This is a genomic window from Flavobacterium sp., assembly GCF_043779715.1.
Classification (GTDB): domain Bacteria; phylum Bacteroidota; class Bacteroidia; order Flavobacteriales; family Flavobacteriaceae; genus Flavobacterium.
The window spans coordinates 1-18,967 of record NZ_JAYWDT010000103.1 but is presented as its reverse complement, the minus strand read 5'-3'; the positions used below and the strand labels follow the sequence as shown (position 1 = coordinate 18,967).

General features: G+C 33.3%; 13 protein-coding genes. 4 read left to right on the top strand and 9 right to left on the bottom strand.

Annotated features, from left to right (window positions below; genetic code table 11):
- The first annotated feature begins 88 nt into the window (after positions 1–88).
- The gene (locus ACH2BG_RS05220) at positions 89–2,833 is read left to right on the top strand and encodes a fibronectin type III domain-containing protein (RefSeq protein WP_395046662.1); all 2,745 of its coding nucleotides are present in this window, start codon (positions 89–91) and stop codon (positions 2,831–2,833) included.
- 171 nt (positions 2,834–3,004) lie between these two features.
- Here ACH2BG_RS05220 and ACH2BG_RS05215 read toward each other — a convergent pair whose 3' ends face one another.
- From ACH2BG_RS05215 to porU, 8 genes are all read right to left on the bottom strand, one after another.
- On the bottom strand, positions 3,005–4,069 hold the full coding sequence (locus tag ACH2BG_RS05215) for a mannose-1-phosphate guanylyltransferase (RefSeq protein ID WP_395046661.1): 1,065 nt from the start codon (positions 4,067–4,069) through the stop codon (positions 3,005–3,007).
- An 8-nt stretch (positions 4,070–4,077) separates the two neighbouring features.
- Positions 4,078–4,677, bottom strand: a complete 600-nt coding sequence (locus ACH2BG_RS05210; RefSeq protein ID WP_395046660.1) for a SprT-like domain-containing protein — start codon at positions 4,675–4,677, stop codon at positions 4,078–4,080.
- Positions 4,678–5,355 carry an SDR family NAD(P)-dependent oxidoreductase gene (locus ACH2BG_RS05205; protein WP_395046659.1) on the bottom strand — a complete coding sequence of 226 codons (678 nt, stop codon included), beginning with the start codon at positions 5,353–5,355 and terminating at the stop codon, positions 4,678–4,680.
- 83 nt (positions 5,356–5,438) lie between these two features.
- Positions 5,439–7,055 (bottom strand): 2-oxo acid dehydrogenase subunit E2, encoded by a 1,617-nt coding sequence (locus ACH2BG_RS05200; protein ID WP_395046658.1) that lies wholly within the window; start codon positions 7,053–7,055, stop codon positions 5,439–5,441.
- Positions 7,056–7,057: 2 nt separating this feature from the next.
- Positions 7,058–8,056 (bottom strand): pyruvate dehydrogenase (acetyl-transferring) E1 component subunit alpha, encoded by a 999-nt coding sequence (gene pdhA / locus ACH2BG_RS05195; protein ID WP_091476704.1) that lies wholly within the window; start codon positions 8,054–8,056, stop codon positions 7,058–7,060.
- Between the two features lie 140 nt (positions 8,057–8,196).
- Complete coding sequence (gene cdd, locus ACH2BG_RS05190; RefSeq protein ID WP_395046657.1) at positions 8,197–8,679, bottom strand: cytidine deaminase; 483 nt, start codon at positions 8,677–8,679, stop codon at positions 8,197–8,199.
- A gap of 72 nt (positions 8,680–8,751) precedes the next feature.
- Complete coding sequence (gene porV, locus ACH2BG_RS05185) at positions 8,752–9,945, bottom strand: type IX secretion system outer membrane channel protein PorV (RefSeq protein WP_395046656.1); 1,194 nt, start codon at positions 9,943–9,945, stop codon at positions 8,752–8,754.
- Between the two features lie 42 nt (positions 9,946–9,987).
- Positions 9,988–13,809, bottom strand: a complete 3,822-nt coding sequence (porU, locus tag ACH2BG_RS05180; protein ID WP_395046655.1) for a type IX secretion system sortase PorU — start codon at positions 13,807–13,809, stop codon at positions 9,988–9,990.
- Positions 13,810–14,012: 203 nt separating this feature from the next.
- On the opposite strand from porU, the gene gldJ reads away from it, so the two are divergent.
- From gldJ to nth, 3 genes are all read left to right on the top strand, one after another.
- A complete protein-coding gene (gene gldJ, locus ACH2BG_RS05175) occupies positions 14,013–15,689 on the top strand; it encodes a gliding motility lipoprotein GldJ (RefSeq protein ID WP_395046654.1) in 1,677 nt (558 codons plus the stop codon).
- Positions 15,690–15,758: 69 nt separating this feature from the next.
- On the top strand, positions 15,759–17,039 hold the full coding sequence (gene murF, locus ACH2BG_RS05170; protein ID WP_395046653.1) for a UDP-N-acetylmuramoyl-tripeptide--D-alanyl-D-alanine ligase: 1,281 nt from the start codon (positions 15,759–15,761) through the stop codon (positions 17,037–17,039).
- A gap of 97 nt (positions 17,040–17,136) precedes the next feature.
- Complete coding sequence (nth, locus tag ACH2BG_RS05165; protein WP_395046652.1) at positions 17,137–17,769, top strand: endonuclease III domain-containing protein; 633 nt, start codon at positions 17,137–17,139, stop codon at positions 17,767–17,769.
- Between the two features lie 280 nt (positions 17,770–18,049).
- On the opposite strand, the gene ACH2BG_RS05160 is transcribed toward nth, so the two are convergent.
- Complete coding sequence (locus ACH2BG_RS05160) at positions 18,050–18,379, bottom strand: hypothetical protein (protein ID WP_395046651.1); 330 nt, start codon at positions 18,377–18,379, stop codon at positions 18,050–18,052.
- Positions 18,380–18,967 lie beyond the last annotated feature (588 nt).

Sequence of the window (18,967 nt, the reverse complement as noted above, 5' to 3'; positions counted from 1 at the left end):
ATTTACAGATTCAAAAAAGAGTTAATAACCAATTAACACAAAGATTTTCATAGTAAAATAAATTTGCAATTCAATAATTTATTTTACCATGAAAAAACAAACTTTACTTATTTTATTAGGGATTTTTATTAATATACAAACTAATGCACAGTCTTTATTTCCTTATTTACAAAATGCAACACCAACATCGATATATATAAATTGGAAAACAGATAGTAATTCCGAATCGATAGTTGAGTACGGAACTTCATCTTCAAATCTAAGTGTAACAGTAACTGGTAATACTAATATTTTTACAGACTCAGGATACCCAGGTAATTATTTTTATCATAATGTAAAAATAATTAACTTATCTCCAAACACGAAATATTATTACAGAATCAAAACAGGAATAAACGTATCTGCAATCAATTCATTTAAAACACTTCCTAATCCAGGACAACCTTCTACTGCTGATGGTCATATTCGTTTCTTGATTATGGGAGACAACCAGTTGAAAGCAGTACCTCGTTACGATTCATTAGTATCCGCAGCTAAAAGAAAAATAAAGCAAAAATGGGGTTCAAATTTATCTCCTGATGATAACATTTCTATGACGTTTATGGTGGGAGATCAGGTAGATGTGGGAACCTTAGACCATTATGAAAACGTACATTTTAAAAAGAACAGAGGATTGTCAGGAAATATTCCAATCCAGACTACCGTTGGAAACCACGAAACGTATGGAACATTAGGAATGAACTCATACTATGACCATTTCTACATTAGCGAATTGAGTTATAAAGGAGTTTCATCCGGAACAGAAAATTATTATGCACAACAAGCGGGCAATGTTTTGTTTATCAGTTTAAGTTCGGAACATACTGGTGCGGCACAATTAAGTTGGCTGCAACAAGTTGTCGCTGCTGCGAATACAGATAATACAGTAGATTGGATTTTTTCTTTGAGCCACAGACCGTATCAAGCAGAGCAATATGTAGGTGATATTTCTACATGGGTTAGAGATACTGCTGTTCCTTTATTAGTAACTTCTCCAAAATATTCCATGCATATTGGGGCGCACCACCATTTGTATCACAGAGGTCAATTGAAAAACACACCAATATATAACATCATTTCTGGCGGAACTGCTTGGGATCAATATTGGGGTTCATCAACAGAACAGGATTTTGACGATGTTCAAAAAACCATCTGCAACTGGATTTACCAAATTGTTGATATTGATGTAACCAATGGAAAAATGGATGTTGAAAGTTATTCTATAGGAAGTGTTGACCAATGGAAAAACAACCAATTGATGGATACTTTTCATCGATATAAAAACAAACCAGCTCCAGTTAAACCAACTATTACGAATGTTTTTCCTGCCAGTGTAACTTTGCCTTTAACGGTTTCAGGTTCAGCATACAGTACCACTTCAGGCGAATTATTAAATACGAGTCAGTTTTTGATTTCACAAACACCAACATTCGATATCATTAAGAAAGAAATATATCGTGATTTTGAAAATTTATACGGTAAGTACGGCACTAGAAGAGATTCTACAGTCAATGTGAATCTTGGAATTGATATTACTAAGATGACTTTGGCTTCAAATTCACTTCCTAACGGACAGTATTACACTAAATTAAGATACAGAGATCGCAATTTAGAATGGTCTCCGTGGAGCGATGTTAAGATATTTACAGTTACTGGAAGTACAACAGTAAACACACAAATAACTACAGATGCCTTAACTTATTCGCAAAATGCGCCCATAAGAGTTAATTTTACTGATGCACCTCTCAGTACCTCAACCTGGATAGGATTATACAAAGAAGGACAAACACCTGGAGGAGCAACACCTTCTCAAACATGGCAATACACTGATGGAAATGCTGCTGGCTTTATAAATTTCTCAAGCGGATTAGCCACTAAAGGACGCTATTTTGTAGCCATATTTTCAAATGGTGGCTATACAGAAATTTCAGCAAGAAAATATTTTTATGTTGGTCCAGTTCCAGTATTAAGCACGAATCAGACGGAATATCCAGTTGGCGCTCCAGTAATTGTAAGTTATACTAACTGTCCACAATTAACAAATGACTGGATTGGAATTTATAAAATGGGCGTAAATCCAGGAGGAGCAGTTCCTGCTACAAGTTATCAATATGTTACTACTATATCGGGTTCTAAGACTTTTAACGGTTTGGCAAAAGGATATTATTATGCTGAATATTATTTGCAAAATGGTTACAGTCCAATTGGGAATAAAGTTTTCTTTAAAATTGGAGATATCGTAACCGAATTATGGATTAATAAGCCTGTTTATGATTTAGGAGAACAAATTTCTGCTTCATGGACAGATGCTCCTGGAATTGTAAAAGATTGGTTAGGAATTTACCATGAAGGAGACAACCCAAATATTCAACCTTTGGTGAGTTATACTTATTTTGGAGGATTAGCTGAAGGAACAAAAAATATTACAGGACCAGAATTACCTACACAAACAGGAAATTATTTTATAGTAATGTTTACTGATGACTCTTACAATGAAGTATCAAATAGAGTAACTTTTGAAGTTGTTGGTACTTTAGGCAATGATGAATTTAAAATTGATAATGGATTAAAAGTATATCCAAATCCTGCAAAAAGGGACAATCAAACATTTATTCAGTCGGATTATCCAATTGACGAAATAGAGATTTTTAATATGGAGGGAAAATTGATGTATGCTACTAAAAATGTAAATAATAACAAGTATTCTTTAATTACTCAAGATTTAGCAAAAGGAACTTATATTTTAAAAATTCATTCACGTAAATTATTTACGGCAAAATTGATTGTTAATTAAAATAATTGATCATTAATAGATATTCTTCCTAATTAAGTTATTCTTTAAAATATAAATCGGCAAAAGAAAGTGTATTCACTTTCTTTTGCCGATTTATTAACAATACTAAATTCTTCTAGTAAACTCTTTATATTAAATCAAGTTACCATAAGAGGTATTCTTTTAGTATTATCAATTTTTTTTCTCTAGTTTTTTTACAATACTTTTTATATCCTGTTCTTTACTTTTTGGATAAATCAATAAAATTCCTTCCTTATCTACAATGATATAATCGTTTAAACCATCAATAATGATTAGTTTGTGGGCATCGGAACGAACAATATTATTAGAGGAGTTTTCGAGTAAAACTTTGGCATTTACAACCGCATTATTATTTTCGTCTTTTTCTAATTTTTCGTGAAGCGAACCCCAAGTTCCTAGGTCATTCCAATCGAAAGTGGCAGGAAGAACATACACGTTTTTAGCGGTTTCCATTACGGCATAATCGATAGAAATATTTTCAGCAAACGCGTAATTTTCTTCTATAAATTGCTTTTCGGCAGGCGTATTATAACTTTCTAATCCTTTTAAGAACAAAGCATTCATTTTTGGTTGAAAGGCAGAAAAAGCTTCTGTAATTGTTTTTACACTCCAAATAAAAATCCCACCATTCCAAAGGAAATTTCCAGAATCTAGGAATGATTTTGCGGTTTCATAATCGGGTTTTTCTCTAAATTGGTTTACTTTTTTTATCGGATTAGCATCGGTTTTATCATATTCGATATAACCAAAACCCGTATTGGGAAATGTAGGTTGAATCCCTAATGTCATCAATGCGTTTTCATGGGTGCAAAAATCGAAACATTGTTGCAAATTTTGGATAAAATCCGTTTCGTCTTCAATCCAATGATCGCTTGGCGCCACAACCATTACCGCATTTGGGTTTAATTTCTGAATTTTTAATGACGCATACAAAATACAAGGCGCAGTATTTCTCATTGCCGGTTCTAATAAAACTTTCTCTTGTTTTACCAATGGCAATTGTTCTAAAACCAAATGATTGTAACTTTCGTTGGTTAAAATCAGAATGTTTTCGACAGGAATTAACTTGGCTAATCTCGAAAAAGTCTTTTGTATTAATGTTTCTCCCGAGCCTAACATATCGTGAAATTGCTTAGGAAATTCGGCTGTACTTACTGGCCAAAATCGTGATCCAACACCACCAGCCATTAATATTGCGTAATAATTTTTATTCATTTTTATGCCTAATTTTTTAACAATTCTACTTCTGCATTTGGATTAAATAAATAAGTTCTTCCAGAATTTACCTCTAAACATTCGTATCTTTTTAATCTTAAGGCTACTTTTTTAAAAATTTTACCATTATGAATACGAAATACACTTCCGTAGGGAATCTCAAAGATATAATTTTTATCGTTCTCTGGATCAAATTGTTTTAACGCTAATGATAAAGTAGCATCTGTATCGCTACTGGCTTTTGGATTCCTGAAATGTCTTGCCAACAATGGCAATAATTGACTTGGAAATATCTCGGGACGAATAAACGGAACCATCAATCGCTGAAAAGTCAGTTTCCATTCGTCGCCGTGCGGTTTTATATTTCGTCCGTATTTTTCGAAAGCCACTAAATGGGCAATTTCGTGAATTAAAGTCATTAGGAATCGATACTTATTCAAACTGGTGTTTACAGTAATTTCGTGTTTTCCAGACAAACCTTTTCGGTAATCTCCGTGACGAGTTACTCGTTCATTGACGATTTTTAGATGCACTTGATTGATTTTTATTAATTCAAAAACTGGCTCTACCGAATGCTCTGGTATGTATTTCTCTAAAACAGTTTTCATTTACGGCGTTGTTGTTGAAACTTGCAAAACCCTTCCATTATAATATTTATTTCCTGTTAAAGCAAAATTATAAATATAATCAGCCATTTCCGTGGCCGAAAGCGGTGCTTCATAACCTGGAAAAGCTTCCTGCAACATTTCGGTGTTTACAGAACCCAATGCTAAAACATTGAACGAAATGCCTCTTTCTTTATATTCTTCAGCTAACAATTCAGATAACGTAATCACTGCGCCTTTGCTCGAACTATAAGCCGCAAGACCCGCAAACTTCATACTTCCCTGAATTCCTCCCATCGAGCTAATAGTCACTACATGACTTCCTTTTTGAAGGTAAGGCAAACAAATACGTGTTAGATTTGCTACACCAAAAACATTAACTTTATATATATTTTCGAATTCCTGTGATGTGATTTCTCCAAAAGGTTTTAACAAAAGTGAACCCGCATTATGAACTATAACATCGACTTTTTTCCAAGTGTTGGAAAGGAAATTTTCTACTTGTTGCAATTCTTCTTCATTAGACAAATCGACTGAAAGGCAAGTGATATTTTTATTATCGATTAATTCTTGTGGCATTTTTCTAGAAATAGCTAAAACATTGTGTCCTGCATTTGCAAATTGTAAGGCTAACTCGTAACCAATTCCTCTAGAAGTTCCTGTGATGATGATGTTTTTCATAAAAAATGAATTTAAGCTAAAATAAAAAAAATCTCATCAAGATTTGTCAAGATGAGATTTTATATTTAGAAACAAATTGACAATTATGCCAACATAGTAACCGGATTTTCAACAAATTGCTTCAATGTTTGTAAGAATTGTGCTCCAGTTGCTCCGTCAACTGTTCTGTGATCGCAAGCTAAAGTTACTTTCATAGTATTTCCTACTACGATTTGACCGTTTCTAACTACTGGCTTCTCAACAATAGCACCAACAGATAAAATCGCTGAATTGGGTTGATTTATTATTGATGTGAATTCAGTAATACCAAACATTCCAAGATTTGAAACTGTAAATGTGCTTCCGTCCATCTCGGCAGGCGTTAGTTTTTTAGTTTTAGCTTTTCCTGCTAAATCACGAACACTTGAACCAATTTGAGTTAAACTCATTTGGTCTGCAAAGTTTAAAACAGGCACTACTAATCCGTCTTCAACTGCTACAGCAACTCCAATATTTACATGATGATTGATAATCATTGCGTCTTCTCTCCATTGAGAATTCACTTGCGGATGTTTCTTTAGAGCCATCGCACAGGCTTTGACAACCATATCATTAAATGACACTTTAGTATCAGGAATCGTATTGATTGTTGCACGAGATTTCATGGCTTCGTCCATCGAAATTTCGATAGTTAGATAGAAATGAGGTGCTGTAAATATAGATTCTGATAATCTTTTCGCAATGGTTTTACGCATTTGCGAATTCTTAATTTCTTCCGAGAATTTTTCTCCAGCAGGAACAAAAGGTTTTACAACAGAAGCAGAACTATTTGCTACAGGCGAAGTAGAAACTGTTTGTTGAACTGCAACTTGAGGTGTAAATCCTTCTACATCTCCTTTTACAATTCTACCATTTTCTCCTGAACCTTTCACTTGTGATAAGTTGATTCCTTTGTCTTGTGCAATTTTTTTAGCTAAAGGCGAAGCAAAAACTCTATCCGTTGAATTTGGTGTTGAGTTTTGGTTATTTGATGTTGGATTAGAAACTTCGGTAGCTTTTTCAGCAACTGGAGCAGTAACATTTCCAACTTTTTTATAATTTTCTGCAATTCCTGTAATATCTGTTCCGTCTGGTCCGATAATAGCTAAAACGCTATCAACTGGTGCAGATTCTCCTTCTTGAATTCCTACAAATAACAAAGTTCCAGCATTGAAAGATTCAAATTCCATTGTGGCTTTATCAGTTTCAATTTCGGCAAGAATATCTCCTTCGGAAACTTTGTCACCTACTTTTTTCAACCAAGTTGCAACAGTTCCGTCGGTCATTGTGTCTGAAAGTCTTGGCATTGTAACAACTACAACTCCTTTTGGCAAAGTGGTTTCAGGTTTTGAGTCTTGGTTTTTTGGAGTTTCAACTACTTCAGAAGCAACTTCCGTTTTTGTAGCTACTGGATTTCCATTTAATAAAGCAGAAATATCTTCTCCTTCTTTTCCTATAATAGCTAGAAGCGAATCAACAGGCGCCGATCCTCCTTCTGGAATTCCAATATGTAAAAGCGTTCCTGAATTGAATGATTCAAATTCCATAGTTGCTTTATCGGTTTCAATTTCAGCAAGAATATCGCCTTCAGAAATTTTATCGCCTACTTTTTTTAACCAAGTTGCTACTGTTCCTTCCGTCATCGTATCGCTTAAGCGAGGCATTGTTATTACTGTTGCCATAATTATAGTCTATGAGGAATAAATGGATAATTTTCTTGATCGTAAACCACATCATACAATTGTTGCACTTCTGGGAAAGGAGATTCTTCGGCAAATGCTACACATTCTTCTACTAAATCTTTTACTCTTTCGTCAATGACTTCAATTTCTTCTTCTGTAGCATATTTTTTCTCCATAATTACATCAAGAACTTGAGTAATTGGATCTATTTTTTTGTATTCTTCTACTTCTTCTTTAGAACGATATAGTTGCGCATCAGACATCGAGTGACCTCTAAAACGGTATGTTTTCATTTCCAAGAAAGTTGGTCCATCTCCACGACGTGCTCTATCAATAGCTTCATGCATCGCTTCAGCAACTTTTACAGGATTCATTCCGTCAACTGGTCCGCAAGGCATTTCGTATCCTAAACCTAGTTTCCAGATATCTGTATGATTCGCTGTTCTTTCTACTGAAGTTCCCATGGCATAACCATTATTTTCTACAATAAAAACAACTGGCAACTTCCACAACATCGCCATATTAAAAGCTTCATGCAGTGAACCTTGACGTGCTGCACCATCACCAAAATAGGTTAAGGTAACACCATCGCGACCAAAATATTTATCCGCAAAAGCCATTCCGGCTCCAACAGGAATTTGAGCTCCTACGATTCCGTGACCTCCAAAAAAGCCTTTTTCTTTCGAAAAAATGTGCATCGAACCTCCCATTCCTTTAGATGTTCCCGTTACTTTTCCAAGTAATTCAGCCATTACAGCTTTTGGATCTACACCCATTCCTATTGGTTGTACGTGGTTACGATAAGCAGTAATCATTTTGTCTTTTCCTAGTTCCATTGCGTGCAAAGCACCTGCAAGAACTGCCTCTTGCCCGTTATATAGGTGAAGAAATCCTCTTACTTTTTGTTGTATATAAAGCGCTGCTAGTTTGTCTTCAAACTTTCTCCAAAGTAGCATGTCTTCGTACCACTTTAAGTAAACTTCTTTTGTAATTTCTTTCATCTAAATTTTCTTTTTCTAGTATTTTACGCTTGCAAATTATCTTATGAATTTTAAATCCCGACATCTTACAAATTTGCGAAAAGCAAAAATAAGACATTCCAAGTAAGAAGTAAAATTTAACTGCTTTTTTTTAATAAAAATTACAAGAAGTTCTTATCAAATGTTAATGGAAGTAAATTTTGTATTGAATTTGATTTATAAATTTCACCTGTTTCTCCCATAAAATAAATTTCGATGGGAACGTCTTGTCTAAATTCATATTCGAAAATAGATTGGCGACAAGCACCACATGGCGGAATAGGTTTTGTCGTTACAGATACCGTAGAACCTGCTGTAATTGCCATTTTTACAATTTTTGCCTGAGGATAAATAGCTCCTGCGTGAAAAATCGCCACTCTCTCTGCACACAATCCTGACGGATACGCAGCATTTTCTTGGTTTGAACCCAAAGCAATTTCGCCATTATCTAACAAAATAGCCGCTCCTACATTAAATTTAGAGTATGGGGCATAAGCCTTTTTTCGAATTTCGATAGCTTTTTGCATTAATTCATTTACATCATTAGGCAATTCTTTCATCGATTCAAAAACCGACAGTTGCGTATTTATATTAATCTCTTTCATAATTTGTTAAGGGAAAAAAAATCCAAATCTCAGTAATTGAAATTTGGATTAATTATTTATTATTTATTAATTTTAATTTTGATCATAGTCATCACCGAAATTGAATGTTAGAGAAAAACGCAAGGTATTCTCTAAAGGATTTGGCACTTTTGATGCCGAAAACAAATAAGAAACATCTAAAGTAACTACATTATATTTGAAACCTGCTCCTAATGTAAAATATTTTCTCTTCCCTTTTTGTTCACTTTCATGAAAATATCCCAAACGTAAAGCAAATGAATCTTGGTACCAATATTCTGCTCCAGCAGCATAAGTAAACTCTTTTAGTTCTTCGCTAAAACCATCTGGCGCATCACCAAAAGATTTGAAAATTCCCGAAGTCCAACCAATAGCTTTATAATCTGCATTAGCTTGCGCTACACCATTTTCTCCAGCATCTAAGGTATCTCCATCACCGTTTGAATCGACAGGAACTGGAATTTGCGGAGTTGGAACTAATAGTTTTGCAAATTCAACATTGGCAGAAATTTTGTTATAATCGTCTAAAATAAAATCGAAACCTCCACCTATCCTTAGATTTGAAGGTAAAAAATTAGCGTTATTTTCGGCACCCGTAGCTCCGTCATAATTTAATTTAGGCCCTAAATTTTGAAGATTAAAACCACCTCTCCAACGACCATTAAAATCGGTATAAGCAATTTCTTCTGATTGATAATAACCGGCAACATCTATTGCAAAAGTGCTTGCTGCCGAAGCGTCTACTGTCCCTGAAGCTACTTTTAGATTAGATCTAATATAACGTCCCGCAACTGCCATAGAAAATTTCTCACTCAGCTTTAATGAGTAAGATAAATCTAATGCCAATTCATTTGGTTTTACAATATTTAGTGCTGTTCCTTGATCATCTGTCAATTGAATTTCGCCTAAACTAAAATAACGCAAACTTGACCCTATAGCGCTTCTTTCATTTATTCTATTAAAATAGTTAAGTTGTCCTAATGAAATATCATTGACAAGCGCTGTTAAATATGGCGTATAACTTACCGCGAAACCTTGTTTCTTTGTTGAAAAAGCATATTTTGCAGGATTGTATTGTTGCGAATAGGCATCGGGCGAAGTGGCAACTCCGTTATCTCCCATACCTGCTGCACGAGCATCGGAAGCGATTAATAAAAACGGCACTCCTGTTGTTATAGGACGGTCGGTTTGTGCATTTACATTAATTCCTATAAATAATCCAGATAATATAAAAACGATTCTCTTCATTTTATTTTTTGATATAATAATTAACAAATATATATTCTTTTATTAAAGAATTACTAGTTTCTCGATTTTTTCCGTTTTTTTATTAGTAACATTCGATTTTACGGTGAGTTTATAAACATAAACTCCTTTCCCTATTTTGTCGCCAAAATCATCGCGCCCGTCCCAAGTAATGTCACGCGAGGTAAAACCTTCATTGCTTACAATCTGGTTTTTTGTCCAAACTATTTTTCCTGTAATAGTAAATACTTGCACTTGAACTTCCAGTTGCTCCAATGGCTTGTTATGGGTAAACCAAAACTCAGTATGGTTTACAAATGGGTTTGGATAATTTAAGACGTTTGTTAGTGTTAATGTTTCGTCTCCTGCTACAATAAATTGTAAATCTGCTGTTACTATATTATTATAAACATCCCAAGCTTTGAATGTTAAGGTATGTAAACCTATTGCTAAATTTCTGAAAGGATATTTTAGTTTTCCTTTTGTATAATTATTTAGTTCGGTTTCATAAAAATCATTCAATATATATGGTTTTGTTTCGTCACCATCTAAATAGGCAACAATATCATGACCTATTCCGCTGGCTGTATTTATACCATGTTCGTCTTCCAGAAAAGCTAGAAATAATGGTGACTGATTTGTGATTCCGCCAGAAGCGAAAGATTCGTCATTCATATAAATTCTTATTTTTGGAGGCACAACATCAGCAACTGCATTAATATTTAGTCCACCTATTTTTACAGAAAAATCAGAACCTGTTTGATCATCTAATAGATTATTGTTTTTTGCATAAAAACTTACTTTCCCATTTCCTACAGGTATTTTTATATCACGCGGAACAACAAACCCAAATTCGAACTGACCATTTGTTACCGATGCATTTCCTCTAAAAATGGTTTCGCCTAATGTGGCAAAATTCATTATTTCTAACGTTCCATTAATATATGTCCCGTCATTTGCTAAAGTGGTACGGTTTATATCTTTGTCATATATATTTACAGCTAATTCTCCGTTGTAGTTTGTTAGCGGCACATCAAACTCGTCTGTAACTTCCCCGGAAATTGTTGCATAGGCTAATGCTTGTAACACATCTGGAGAACCAGCTATTGGCACTCCATTTATTTTTGTTAATCTTATTTTTGGTTTCGGAATAGCTAGTTTTAGCGCTGGATCTCCAATATAAAAAACCACATTATTTCCTGAATTTCCAGACATCACTTTGGTCAACCTAACGGATTCTGCTACGGAACTATAATTATTAGAACCGTAAGCAAATAGTTTTGAAGCCAAATTAACATTGAATGTTTCTCCTGTTGACTGCCCTATTTGTCTTGTTGTAGTAACCATTGATACTGCACCACCTGAAGGATTCCAATAAGTATGCTCGCCAGCAGTCGGTCTTAACGGATCATCAAAACGGGTAAACTCACAGGTTACAGTTATAAATAATGGATATTTGTATCGATTATTTAAAGCCATAGCATCTTTTGTTTCAAAAATCCTTTCTCCTGCAAGACCATCCTCTCCTCCGTGTCCGAAATAATTAAAAACCAAGGCTCCTTGCCCGAATGAATTTATAAAATCTTCTTTGGCTTTAGGATATTTTTGTCCGCCCGATGTTGTTTCTTGTACATAAGAATCGGTATGTATTTTTTTTACATTAAAAAAAGGTTTTTCTAGCGTAACTCTATTTGCTAAATCATCTAAATCCGACTGCAAAGTAGCATCACTATCTTTATCTATATCATCAGATATAAAAATTAAATTATTTCGCCATCTTCCGTAAGATTTTTTATCGTAGTAATCTATGACTTTCGTGACCATTTGTTCAGCTTGTGACAGGCTCGAAATTAGCATTCTTCCTACGGCCACATCTAAACCTAATGAGGTTACCATACTTCCTTCGTTAGGATCCATTAATCCGAAATAATCATCAGAAACAAACGACCCTGAAAGGGAGAAACTTTCCATAGATTGAAATACTGGAACAATGTTAGTATTGTTTTTTATTCTGTCTTTAAAATCAAACGATGCATCACCAAAAAGACATAAATATTTTAGTTTCTCGCTTGGCGCTGATGGATTGTCGTAAACGTATTTTACAAAGTTTCTAACAGCACCTATATCTTGTTTTCCTGACGAAAATTCTTCGTACAAATTCTCTAGATTAATCACTTTTACATTCAGATTAGAATTTGTTCTATGAAAATTTGCTAATCGCTCTGCTTGGCTACTTAATGACGCTGGTGTAATAATAAGATAATCTACATCTTCAAAAACACCTTGTTTGTTTAAGAAAATTGTTCCTTTTAAATCTTGGTTATTCACGATAGAATTAGCGTCTTTTAGTGGTATATAAACATCTAAATTATCTACAATTATAAATTTTCTTTCGGCACCCATAAACGTTTTGAACGAAAATTGTGACTGTCCAGCATTTAATTTTGTCGCAACATTATATATATCTGTAATATCCCAAACCTGTTTTATCGAAGCCGCATTACTTATTTGATATTCGCAAGTTCCTATAGACGACGAAACAGCATCGACCGAAAATCTAAATTGTCTACCATAGCCATTCAGATTTGATTTTGCTTTTAAACTTATATAATCTAAATATCCTGCAGCACTTGGAACCCCATTGTTATTGTAATTTAAATCAATAGAAATATTTGCACTAGTTGCATTTATATTATTTAAAAGAGCAGATTCATCGCCAAGCGTAGCCGAAGAAATCCCTAATAAGTTAATATTTCCAATATTTAGATTATTTGCTTTTACAGAAAATGTAGAATTGTTAATACTAACAGCGGCAGCCTGAACTTTTAACAATACTGGGCTTGCTGTAACAATGTTGGGAAACGAAAACTGAAAATTCTGGTCATTAGTAACCTTAAACTGTTCTCCATACCATCTTCTTCCTAAGTGTGCGAGATTCGTTTTATCAATTTCATGATACTGATACTCATCATAAGTTGTGAATATTACATCTGGTGCTTGCGGAGATTCTACGATTGGCATAATTCTTTTCCCGTTTGATGCAGATGATGTTATATAATAATAAGATTTATCAGCATATAAATTAACATGAGTATCGCTATCGGCATTGTAATTATCGACCCCTTCGGCATAAAACAAAATATAATCACCATCATTAAAAACACCATCGCTTTCGCCAACAAACTGTATGGCATTTTCGGCTAAATCCGTTGGGTAAGGAACCGAATTTGTAAGCGGAATCATTCTTCCTCCGTTTCCGTAAATTTTTATTGTTTGAGGATTTACATTTACATCAAAACCTAATTCAACTAAAAATGCCTTAGAAACAATATAAACTCCAGATTTTTGAACATAAAACCTACGCCAACTTCCTGTTTTTAGTACCGAATTAGATATTGCAGTAATGTTTTTCTGATTTAAGCCATTGTCTATTCCTGCAACATAATCAAAAGTTAGGGACTTAACTCTTTTATAAAAATTACCTTCTTTTATAATAGGCGAAAAAGTTAGCAACCCATAATTTACCTCTCTTGCCTTTGCATTTTGAAGCGTTTCATTAAGCTTTTTTGGAATTTGTGATTTATCTAAATCTCTTAATTTTTCCTCAGCAACAGTTTCAAAAACAATATTTGATAATTTTAAGCTTTTCTCATCGATATCAAAAGGCACTTCGATTTTTTTAGAAAAGAAAACACTCTTTTTTACATCATTATATATAAAGGTCTCCGATTTAAAATTAGGAATACTTACTTTATAATTTTCAGTAACAGAATAATTTCCGTCTATCCAACTAATAGTAATATTATTATTTTGAGCAACAACTGTTTGAAAAACAAATATGACAATTAAACTGACGATTTTTTTCATATTCAAATATAACGTTATTAAATGTTTTTTATTTTAGTGAGTAAAAATAAAATTTAAAATACAATATAAAAATATATAGTGCGTTTATATACAAATAACCTAAAAATATTTTTTTTATTGTTTTTTTAAATATTTCTAAAAAAGGTGTTGCAGTTTAATGGTTAATTGTTATATTGCGCCACAAAATAATTACCTACGAAAGTATGAAAGTAAACAAAATTGTGACTGTAAGAGTGCTGTTTTCATTAATAGTACTGTTTGGATTTACTAGTTGTAGTAAAAAGTCTAGTTCGAAAAACACTTCTTCCGCTACCGGATGGAAGATTAACGACCCCAATGGTGGTTTCCAATACAACAATAATTTCACTAAACAAGAGACTGCTCCTGGATTAGTATTAGTTGAAGGTGGAACATTTACAATGGGTAAAGTTCAAGATGATGTTATGCATGATTGGAACAATACACCAAATCAGCAACACGTTCAATCTTTTTATATGGATGAAACTGAGGTTACAAACCTTATGTACATGGAATATTTAGACTGGACAAAAAGAGTATTTCCTCCTACTGAAGAAAATTACAAAAACATTTACGACGGAGCTCTTCCAGATACATTAGTCTGGAGAAATAGATTGGGTTATAACGAAACTATGACCAATAACTATTTGAGACATCCTGCTTACTCTCAATACCCTGTTGTAGGAGTAAACTGGATTCAAGCTAACGAATATGCTAAGTGGAGAACTGACCGTGTAAACGAATCAGTACTTGAAAGAGAAGGTTATATGAAAAAAGGTGCTAAAATTGTAGATGTAGATGCTAACAATACATTTAGTACAGAAGCATACTTAGCTTCTCCATCAACATCATTTGGCGGAAATGACAGTATTGTTTTGAAAAAAATGAAAGGAAGATCAAAAAAATCAGCCGATTCATCAAACGTATATGCACAAAAAACATCCGGAATACTTTTACCTGAATACAGACTACCAACCGAAGCGGAATGGGAATATGCATCTGCTGCTGATGTAGGAAATAGAGAGTACAATCTTTACAGAGGTCAGAAAAAATATCCTTGGAAAGGTTCTTACACACGTTCTGGAAGCAGATCTTCAAGAGGAGATCAATTAGCCAATTTCAAACAAGGGAAAGGTGATTACGGAGGAATAGCAGGATGGTCTGATGACGGTGCTGATATTACTGCTCCTGTAAAATCATACAAACCAAATGATTTTGGATTGTACGATATGGCAGGTAACGTTGCAGAATGGGTACTAGATGTTTACAGACCTATGATTGATGATGAAGCAAATGATTTTAACTATGTTCGTGGAAACGTTTATACTAAAAATAAAATTGGTGATGACGGAAAAATCGAATTAGTAACTTCAGAAAACATTAAGTATGACACGCTAAGTAACGGTAAAGTTATTGCTAGAAACAAACCTGGAGAAATTGCACAAGTTCCTGTTGATGAAAAAGAAACTTATTTAAGACAAAACTTCGACAAGAGTAATGAAATAAACTACAGAGATGGTGATAAACAATCTACACGTTTCTTTGATTATGGCGCTTCTGAAGAAGGAGAAGCTAAAAAAGACAATAAAAATAGAATGTACGATTCTCCAATTCATAATGTTTCTGCAGATACTACAGGAAAAATGGATAGAAAATTTGACAAATCTGCAAAAAGAACAACACTTATTGGTGACGACGTAAGAGTATACAAAGGTGGTTCTTGGAGAGACAGAGCATATTGGTTAGATCCAGCACAAAGAAGATATTGTCAACAAGACATCGCTTCTGATTATATTGGATTTAGATGTGCAATGTCTAGAGTTGGACCAAAATCTGACATGCCAAAAAGAGCAAGAAATTAATAATTTCTTTATACAATATTTAAAAGCCCTAAATTTTTAGGGCTTTTATTTTTTTATTACTTTCGTATTATGAAAATCGAAGAAATTTACCAATGCTACTTACAGTGTACCTCCGTAAACACGGATACACGAAGAATAGAAAACAACTCTTTATTTATTGCCTTAAAAGGAGAAAACTTTGATGCCAATACATTTGCCGAAGAAGCTATAAGCAAAGGCGCATTATTTGTAATCATTGATGACAAAAAACATCATACTGATAAAGACAAAATGATTCTTGTCTCAAACAGTCTACAAACGCTTCAAGAATTAGCAAAACACCACCGTCAGCAATTAGGCCTTCCTATTATTGCCCTAACAGGAAGTAACGGAAAAACAACAACCAAAGAACTTATAAACGTTGTACTTTCAAAAAAATACAATACTAAAGCAACCATTGGCAATCTAAACAATCACATTGGCGTTCCGCTCACACTGCTATCATTCAACGAAGATACTGATATTGGCATTGTAGAGATGGGTGCAAATCACCAAAAAGAAATAGAATTATTATGTTCTATCACTGAACCTGACTTTGGGTACATCACAAATTTCGGCAAAGCACATCTAGAAGGTTTTGGGGGAATTGAAGGAGTTATCAAAGCAAAAAGCGAACTATATCATTACTTAGAAGAAAACAAAAAAACAGCTTTTGTAAATTTTGATGATGATATTCAAAATGAAAAAACTGCACAAATAGCACGTTATAGTTTTTCACAGAAAGCAAAAAACGATGTTACAATAGATTCTGTTACAGCAAATCCTATGGTTAAAATTAATTATAACCATATCGAGATACAATCGCATTTAATAGGATTATATAATGCAAACAATATAAATGCAGCCATAACCATTGGGAAATATTTTAACATTTCTGATATTGATATTAAAGAGGCCATCGAAAATTATATTCCTACAAATAATCGTTCCCAACTTATAGAAAAAAATAGCAATCATATTATTTTAGATGCCTATAATGCAAATCCGAGCAGTATGACAGCTGCTATTTCAAACTTCATTCAAATCGAAGCAAAGGAAAAAATAGCTGTTTTAGGCGATATGTTCGAATTAGGAAAAGAAAGCTTAATCGAACATGCAAAAGTGATTCAATTGTTAGAAAATACAGACATTGAAACTTTTTTTGTTGGTAAAGACTTCTTCACAAGCAAAATTGAAAAAGCTAATTTACATTTCTTCGATACGTTTGAAAGTTTTGAAAAAAACTTTCAAACAGTAAACCCTAAAAATCTAACCATTTTAATCAAAGGATCTAGAGGAATGGCTTTAGAGAGAACTCTAGAAATCATATAAAACATTGACCCAAACTATTTAAGTCCTACAGTAATGTGGGACTTTTTTTCTTCCAAAAAATAAATTCAGTAACTTTATAAAACAAAAAATAGAAAACATGTCACTATTCAATAATTGGAATCAAGAATTAGAACCATTATTAGAAAAATATAAAGAAAAAAAACATCCGCTAGATTATAAAAATCTATATCAATTAATAGTGATGGTAGTTTTATCAGCCCAAGATTCTGATGCAAACATCAATAAAATAGCTGCCTCATTGTTTGAAACTTACCCAAATATGGAAAGTCTCTCAGTTTCCAATATCGATTCTTTAATTCCACACATAAGCAAAGTTAGAAATTTCGGAACCAAAGCCAGCTGGCTCATCGAAATCGCTCAGACCCTTAAAGAAGACAAAAATATTCCAAAAACAATGACCGAACTTGTCGCTTTAAAAGGGATTGGTAGAAAATCAGCCAATGTCATGATGCGGGAAGCTGGTTCCCAATCTGAAGGCATCATCGCTGATTTACATGTCATTCGAGTTGCTCCCAGAATTGGATTAATTACCGAATCCAAAGATGGTAATAAAGTCGAAAAACAATTGATGCAAATTTTACCAAAAGTAATTTGGGGCGAAATTGGTATGGCAATTTCGTTTTTAGGGCGAGAAATTTGCAGACCAACCAACCCTAAATGCAACGAATGTCCAATTAACAAAAGCTGTCATTATTACAATTCTTTATAAATTCCTTTTTGGCGTAACCCTTCGTGAAAAACTTCGGGTCGGGCTCTGCGCTGTATCTTTTGCTATTTTCTTTAAAAAGCAAAAGGATGGCGCTTCGATCCCTCACGCGGACAATCGTAATAGGTCAAGCTTGTTTTAACAAAAAAAAAAAAAATGATTGTCTTCTCTTTTTAAAAAGTTGTATCTATTTGATAATAGATGCAAGTTCGTACATCTGAAATATAACACACAAAAATTTATTAACTTTATATTTCACCCCTTGATCCGCATGGACTCCTAATCAATTTTCATCTGTATATTTACTCCATCCTCCCGTAAGAATATTGTCTTTAATAATGCCAATTCCAAAATAGGACAAGACTTCTTCATCATACCATTCTAACACAATTTGATCCTCTTTTTCGATTATAACCATCTTAAAAATTGATGTTTCTGGCATACCATTAGTACTATAAGTAATGATATAATTTCCTATATATTGATCCCCCTGTCCACCATTTGCAATACCGGTTCCTGATGTTACTTTTCCATCTATAAAATAACTCCAGACAGCATTTATTTGTCCAGTTTCGAAATTTTTTTCGTAAATAATAGTTCCTACGTTATTCATCTTTCAATACTTTATTTTATAATTAAATTTTTTATTCTATTACTTTTTCAAATCAATAACAGAATCAATAAATTCTAATAATCAGACTGTCCGAAAAACTCTGATCTTAGCTCTTCAAAGGTTCTATCTCTTTTTCCACTTAATATGTTTAATGAAAGAGACACTAACTCTAAATGGTCCACAATTTTAATTTATAATGCTCTTATATTAAATTAATTATCTAATTTAGAGTGACTAAAAACCAACCACTCTTAATCAACAGGAAAAGACTTAACTTTTCTATATAATTATTGCTAACACTATAAAATTCTTTGATTATCAAACAAAAAATTAAAATTGTACAAAATAAAATTTACGAAAAACTACATCGTGAACCGTCCTATATTCATCCCCGATTGAAATTTATTCCAAATATTATTGTGAATTTAATTAGTTTTCTTCTATCAATTACCGTTATTGCAAGTTTACTTTATCTAGTTGTTCAATTTTTAATCAACAAATTTTATTATTTTAAATAAAATTATAACCTTCAAAAACATAATTACAATCTAGACTAATATTAATCAAAATAATCCTTATAAAAGTAAG

Bases quoted from the DNA above. Each gene is read 5' to 3' on its own strand.
- ACH2BG_RS05220 (WP_395046662.1), top strand. From the start codon at position 89: ATGAAAAAACAAACTTTACTTATTTTATTAGGGATTTTTATTAATATA.
- ACH2BG_RS05215 (WP_395046661.1), bottom strand. From the start codon at position 4,069: ATGAATAAAAATTATTACGCAATATTAATGGCTGGTGGTGTTGGATCA.
- ACH2BG_RS05210 (WP_395046660.1), bottom strand. From the start codon at position 4,677: ATGAAAACTGTTTTAGAGAAATACATACCAGAGCATTCGGTAGAGCCA.
- ACH2BG_RS05205 (WP_395046659.1), bottom strand. From the start codon at position 5,355: ATGAAAAACATCATCATCACAGGAACTTCTAGAGGAATTGGTTACGAG.
- ACH2BG_RS05200 (WP_395046658.1), bottom strand. From the start codon at position 7,055: ATGGCAACAGTAATAACAATGCCTCGCTTAAGCGATACGATGACGGAA.
- pdhA (WP_091476704.1), bottom strand. From the start codon at position 8,056: ATGAAAGAAATTACAAAAGAAGTTTACTTAAAGTGGTACGAAGACATG.
- cdd (WP_395046657.1), bottom strand. From the start codon at position 8,679: ATGAAAGAGATTAATATAAATACGCAACTGTCGGTTTTTGAATCGATG.
- porV (WP_395046656.1), bottom strand. From the start codon at position 9,945: ATGAAGAGAATCGTTTTTATATTATCTGGATTATTTATAGGAATTAAT.
- porU (WP_395046655.1), bottom strand. From the start codon at position 13,809: ATGAAAAAAATCGTCAGTTTAATTGTCATATTTGTTTTTCAAACAGTT.
- gldJ (WP_395046654.1), top strand. From the start codon at position 14,013: ATGAAAGTAAACAAAATTGTGACTGTAAGAGTGCTGTTTTCATTAATA.
- murF (WP_395046653.1), top strand. From the start codon at position 15,759: ATGAAAATCGAAGAAATTTACCAATGCTACTTACAGTGTACCTCCGTA.
- nth (WP_395046652.1), top strand. From the start codon at position 17,137: ATGTCACTATTCAATAATTGGAATCAAGAATTAGAACCATTATTAGAA.
- ACH2BG_RS05160 (WP_395046651.1), bottom strand. From the start codon at position 18,379: ATGAATAACGTAGGAACTATTATTTACGAAAAAAATTTCGAAACTGGA.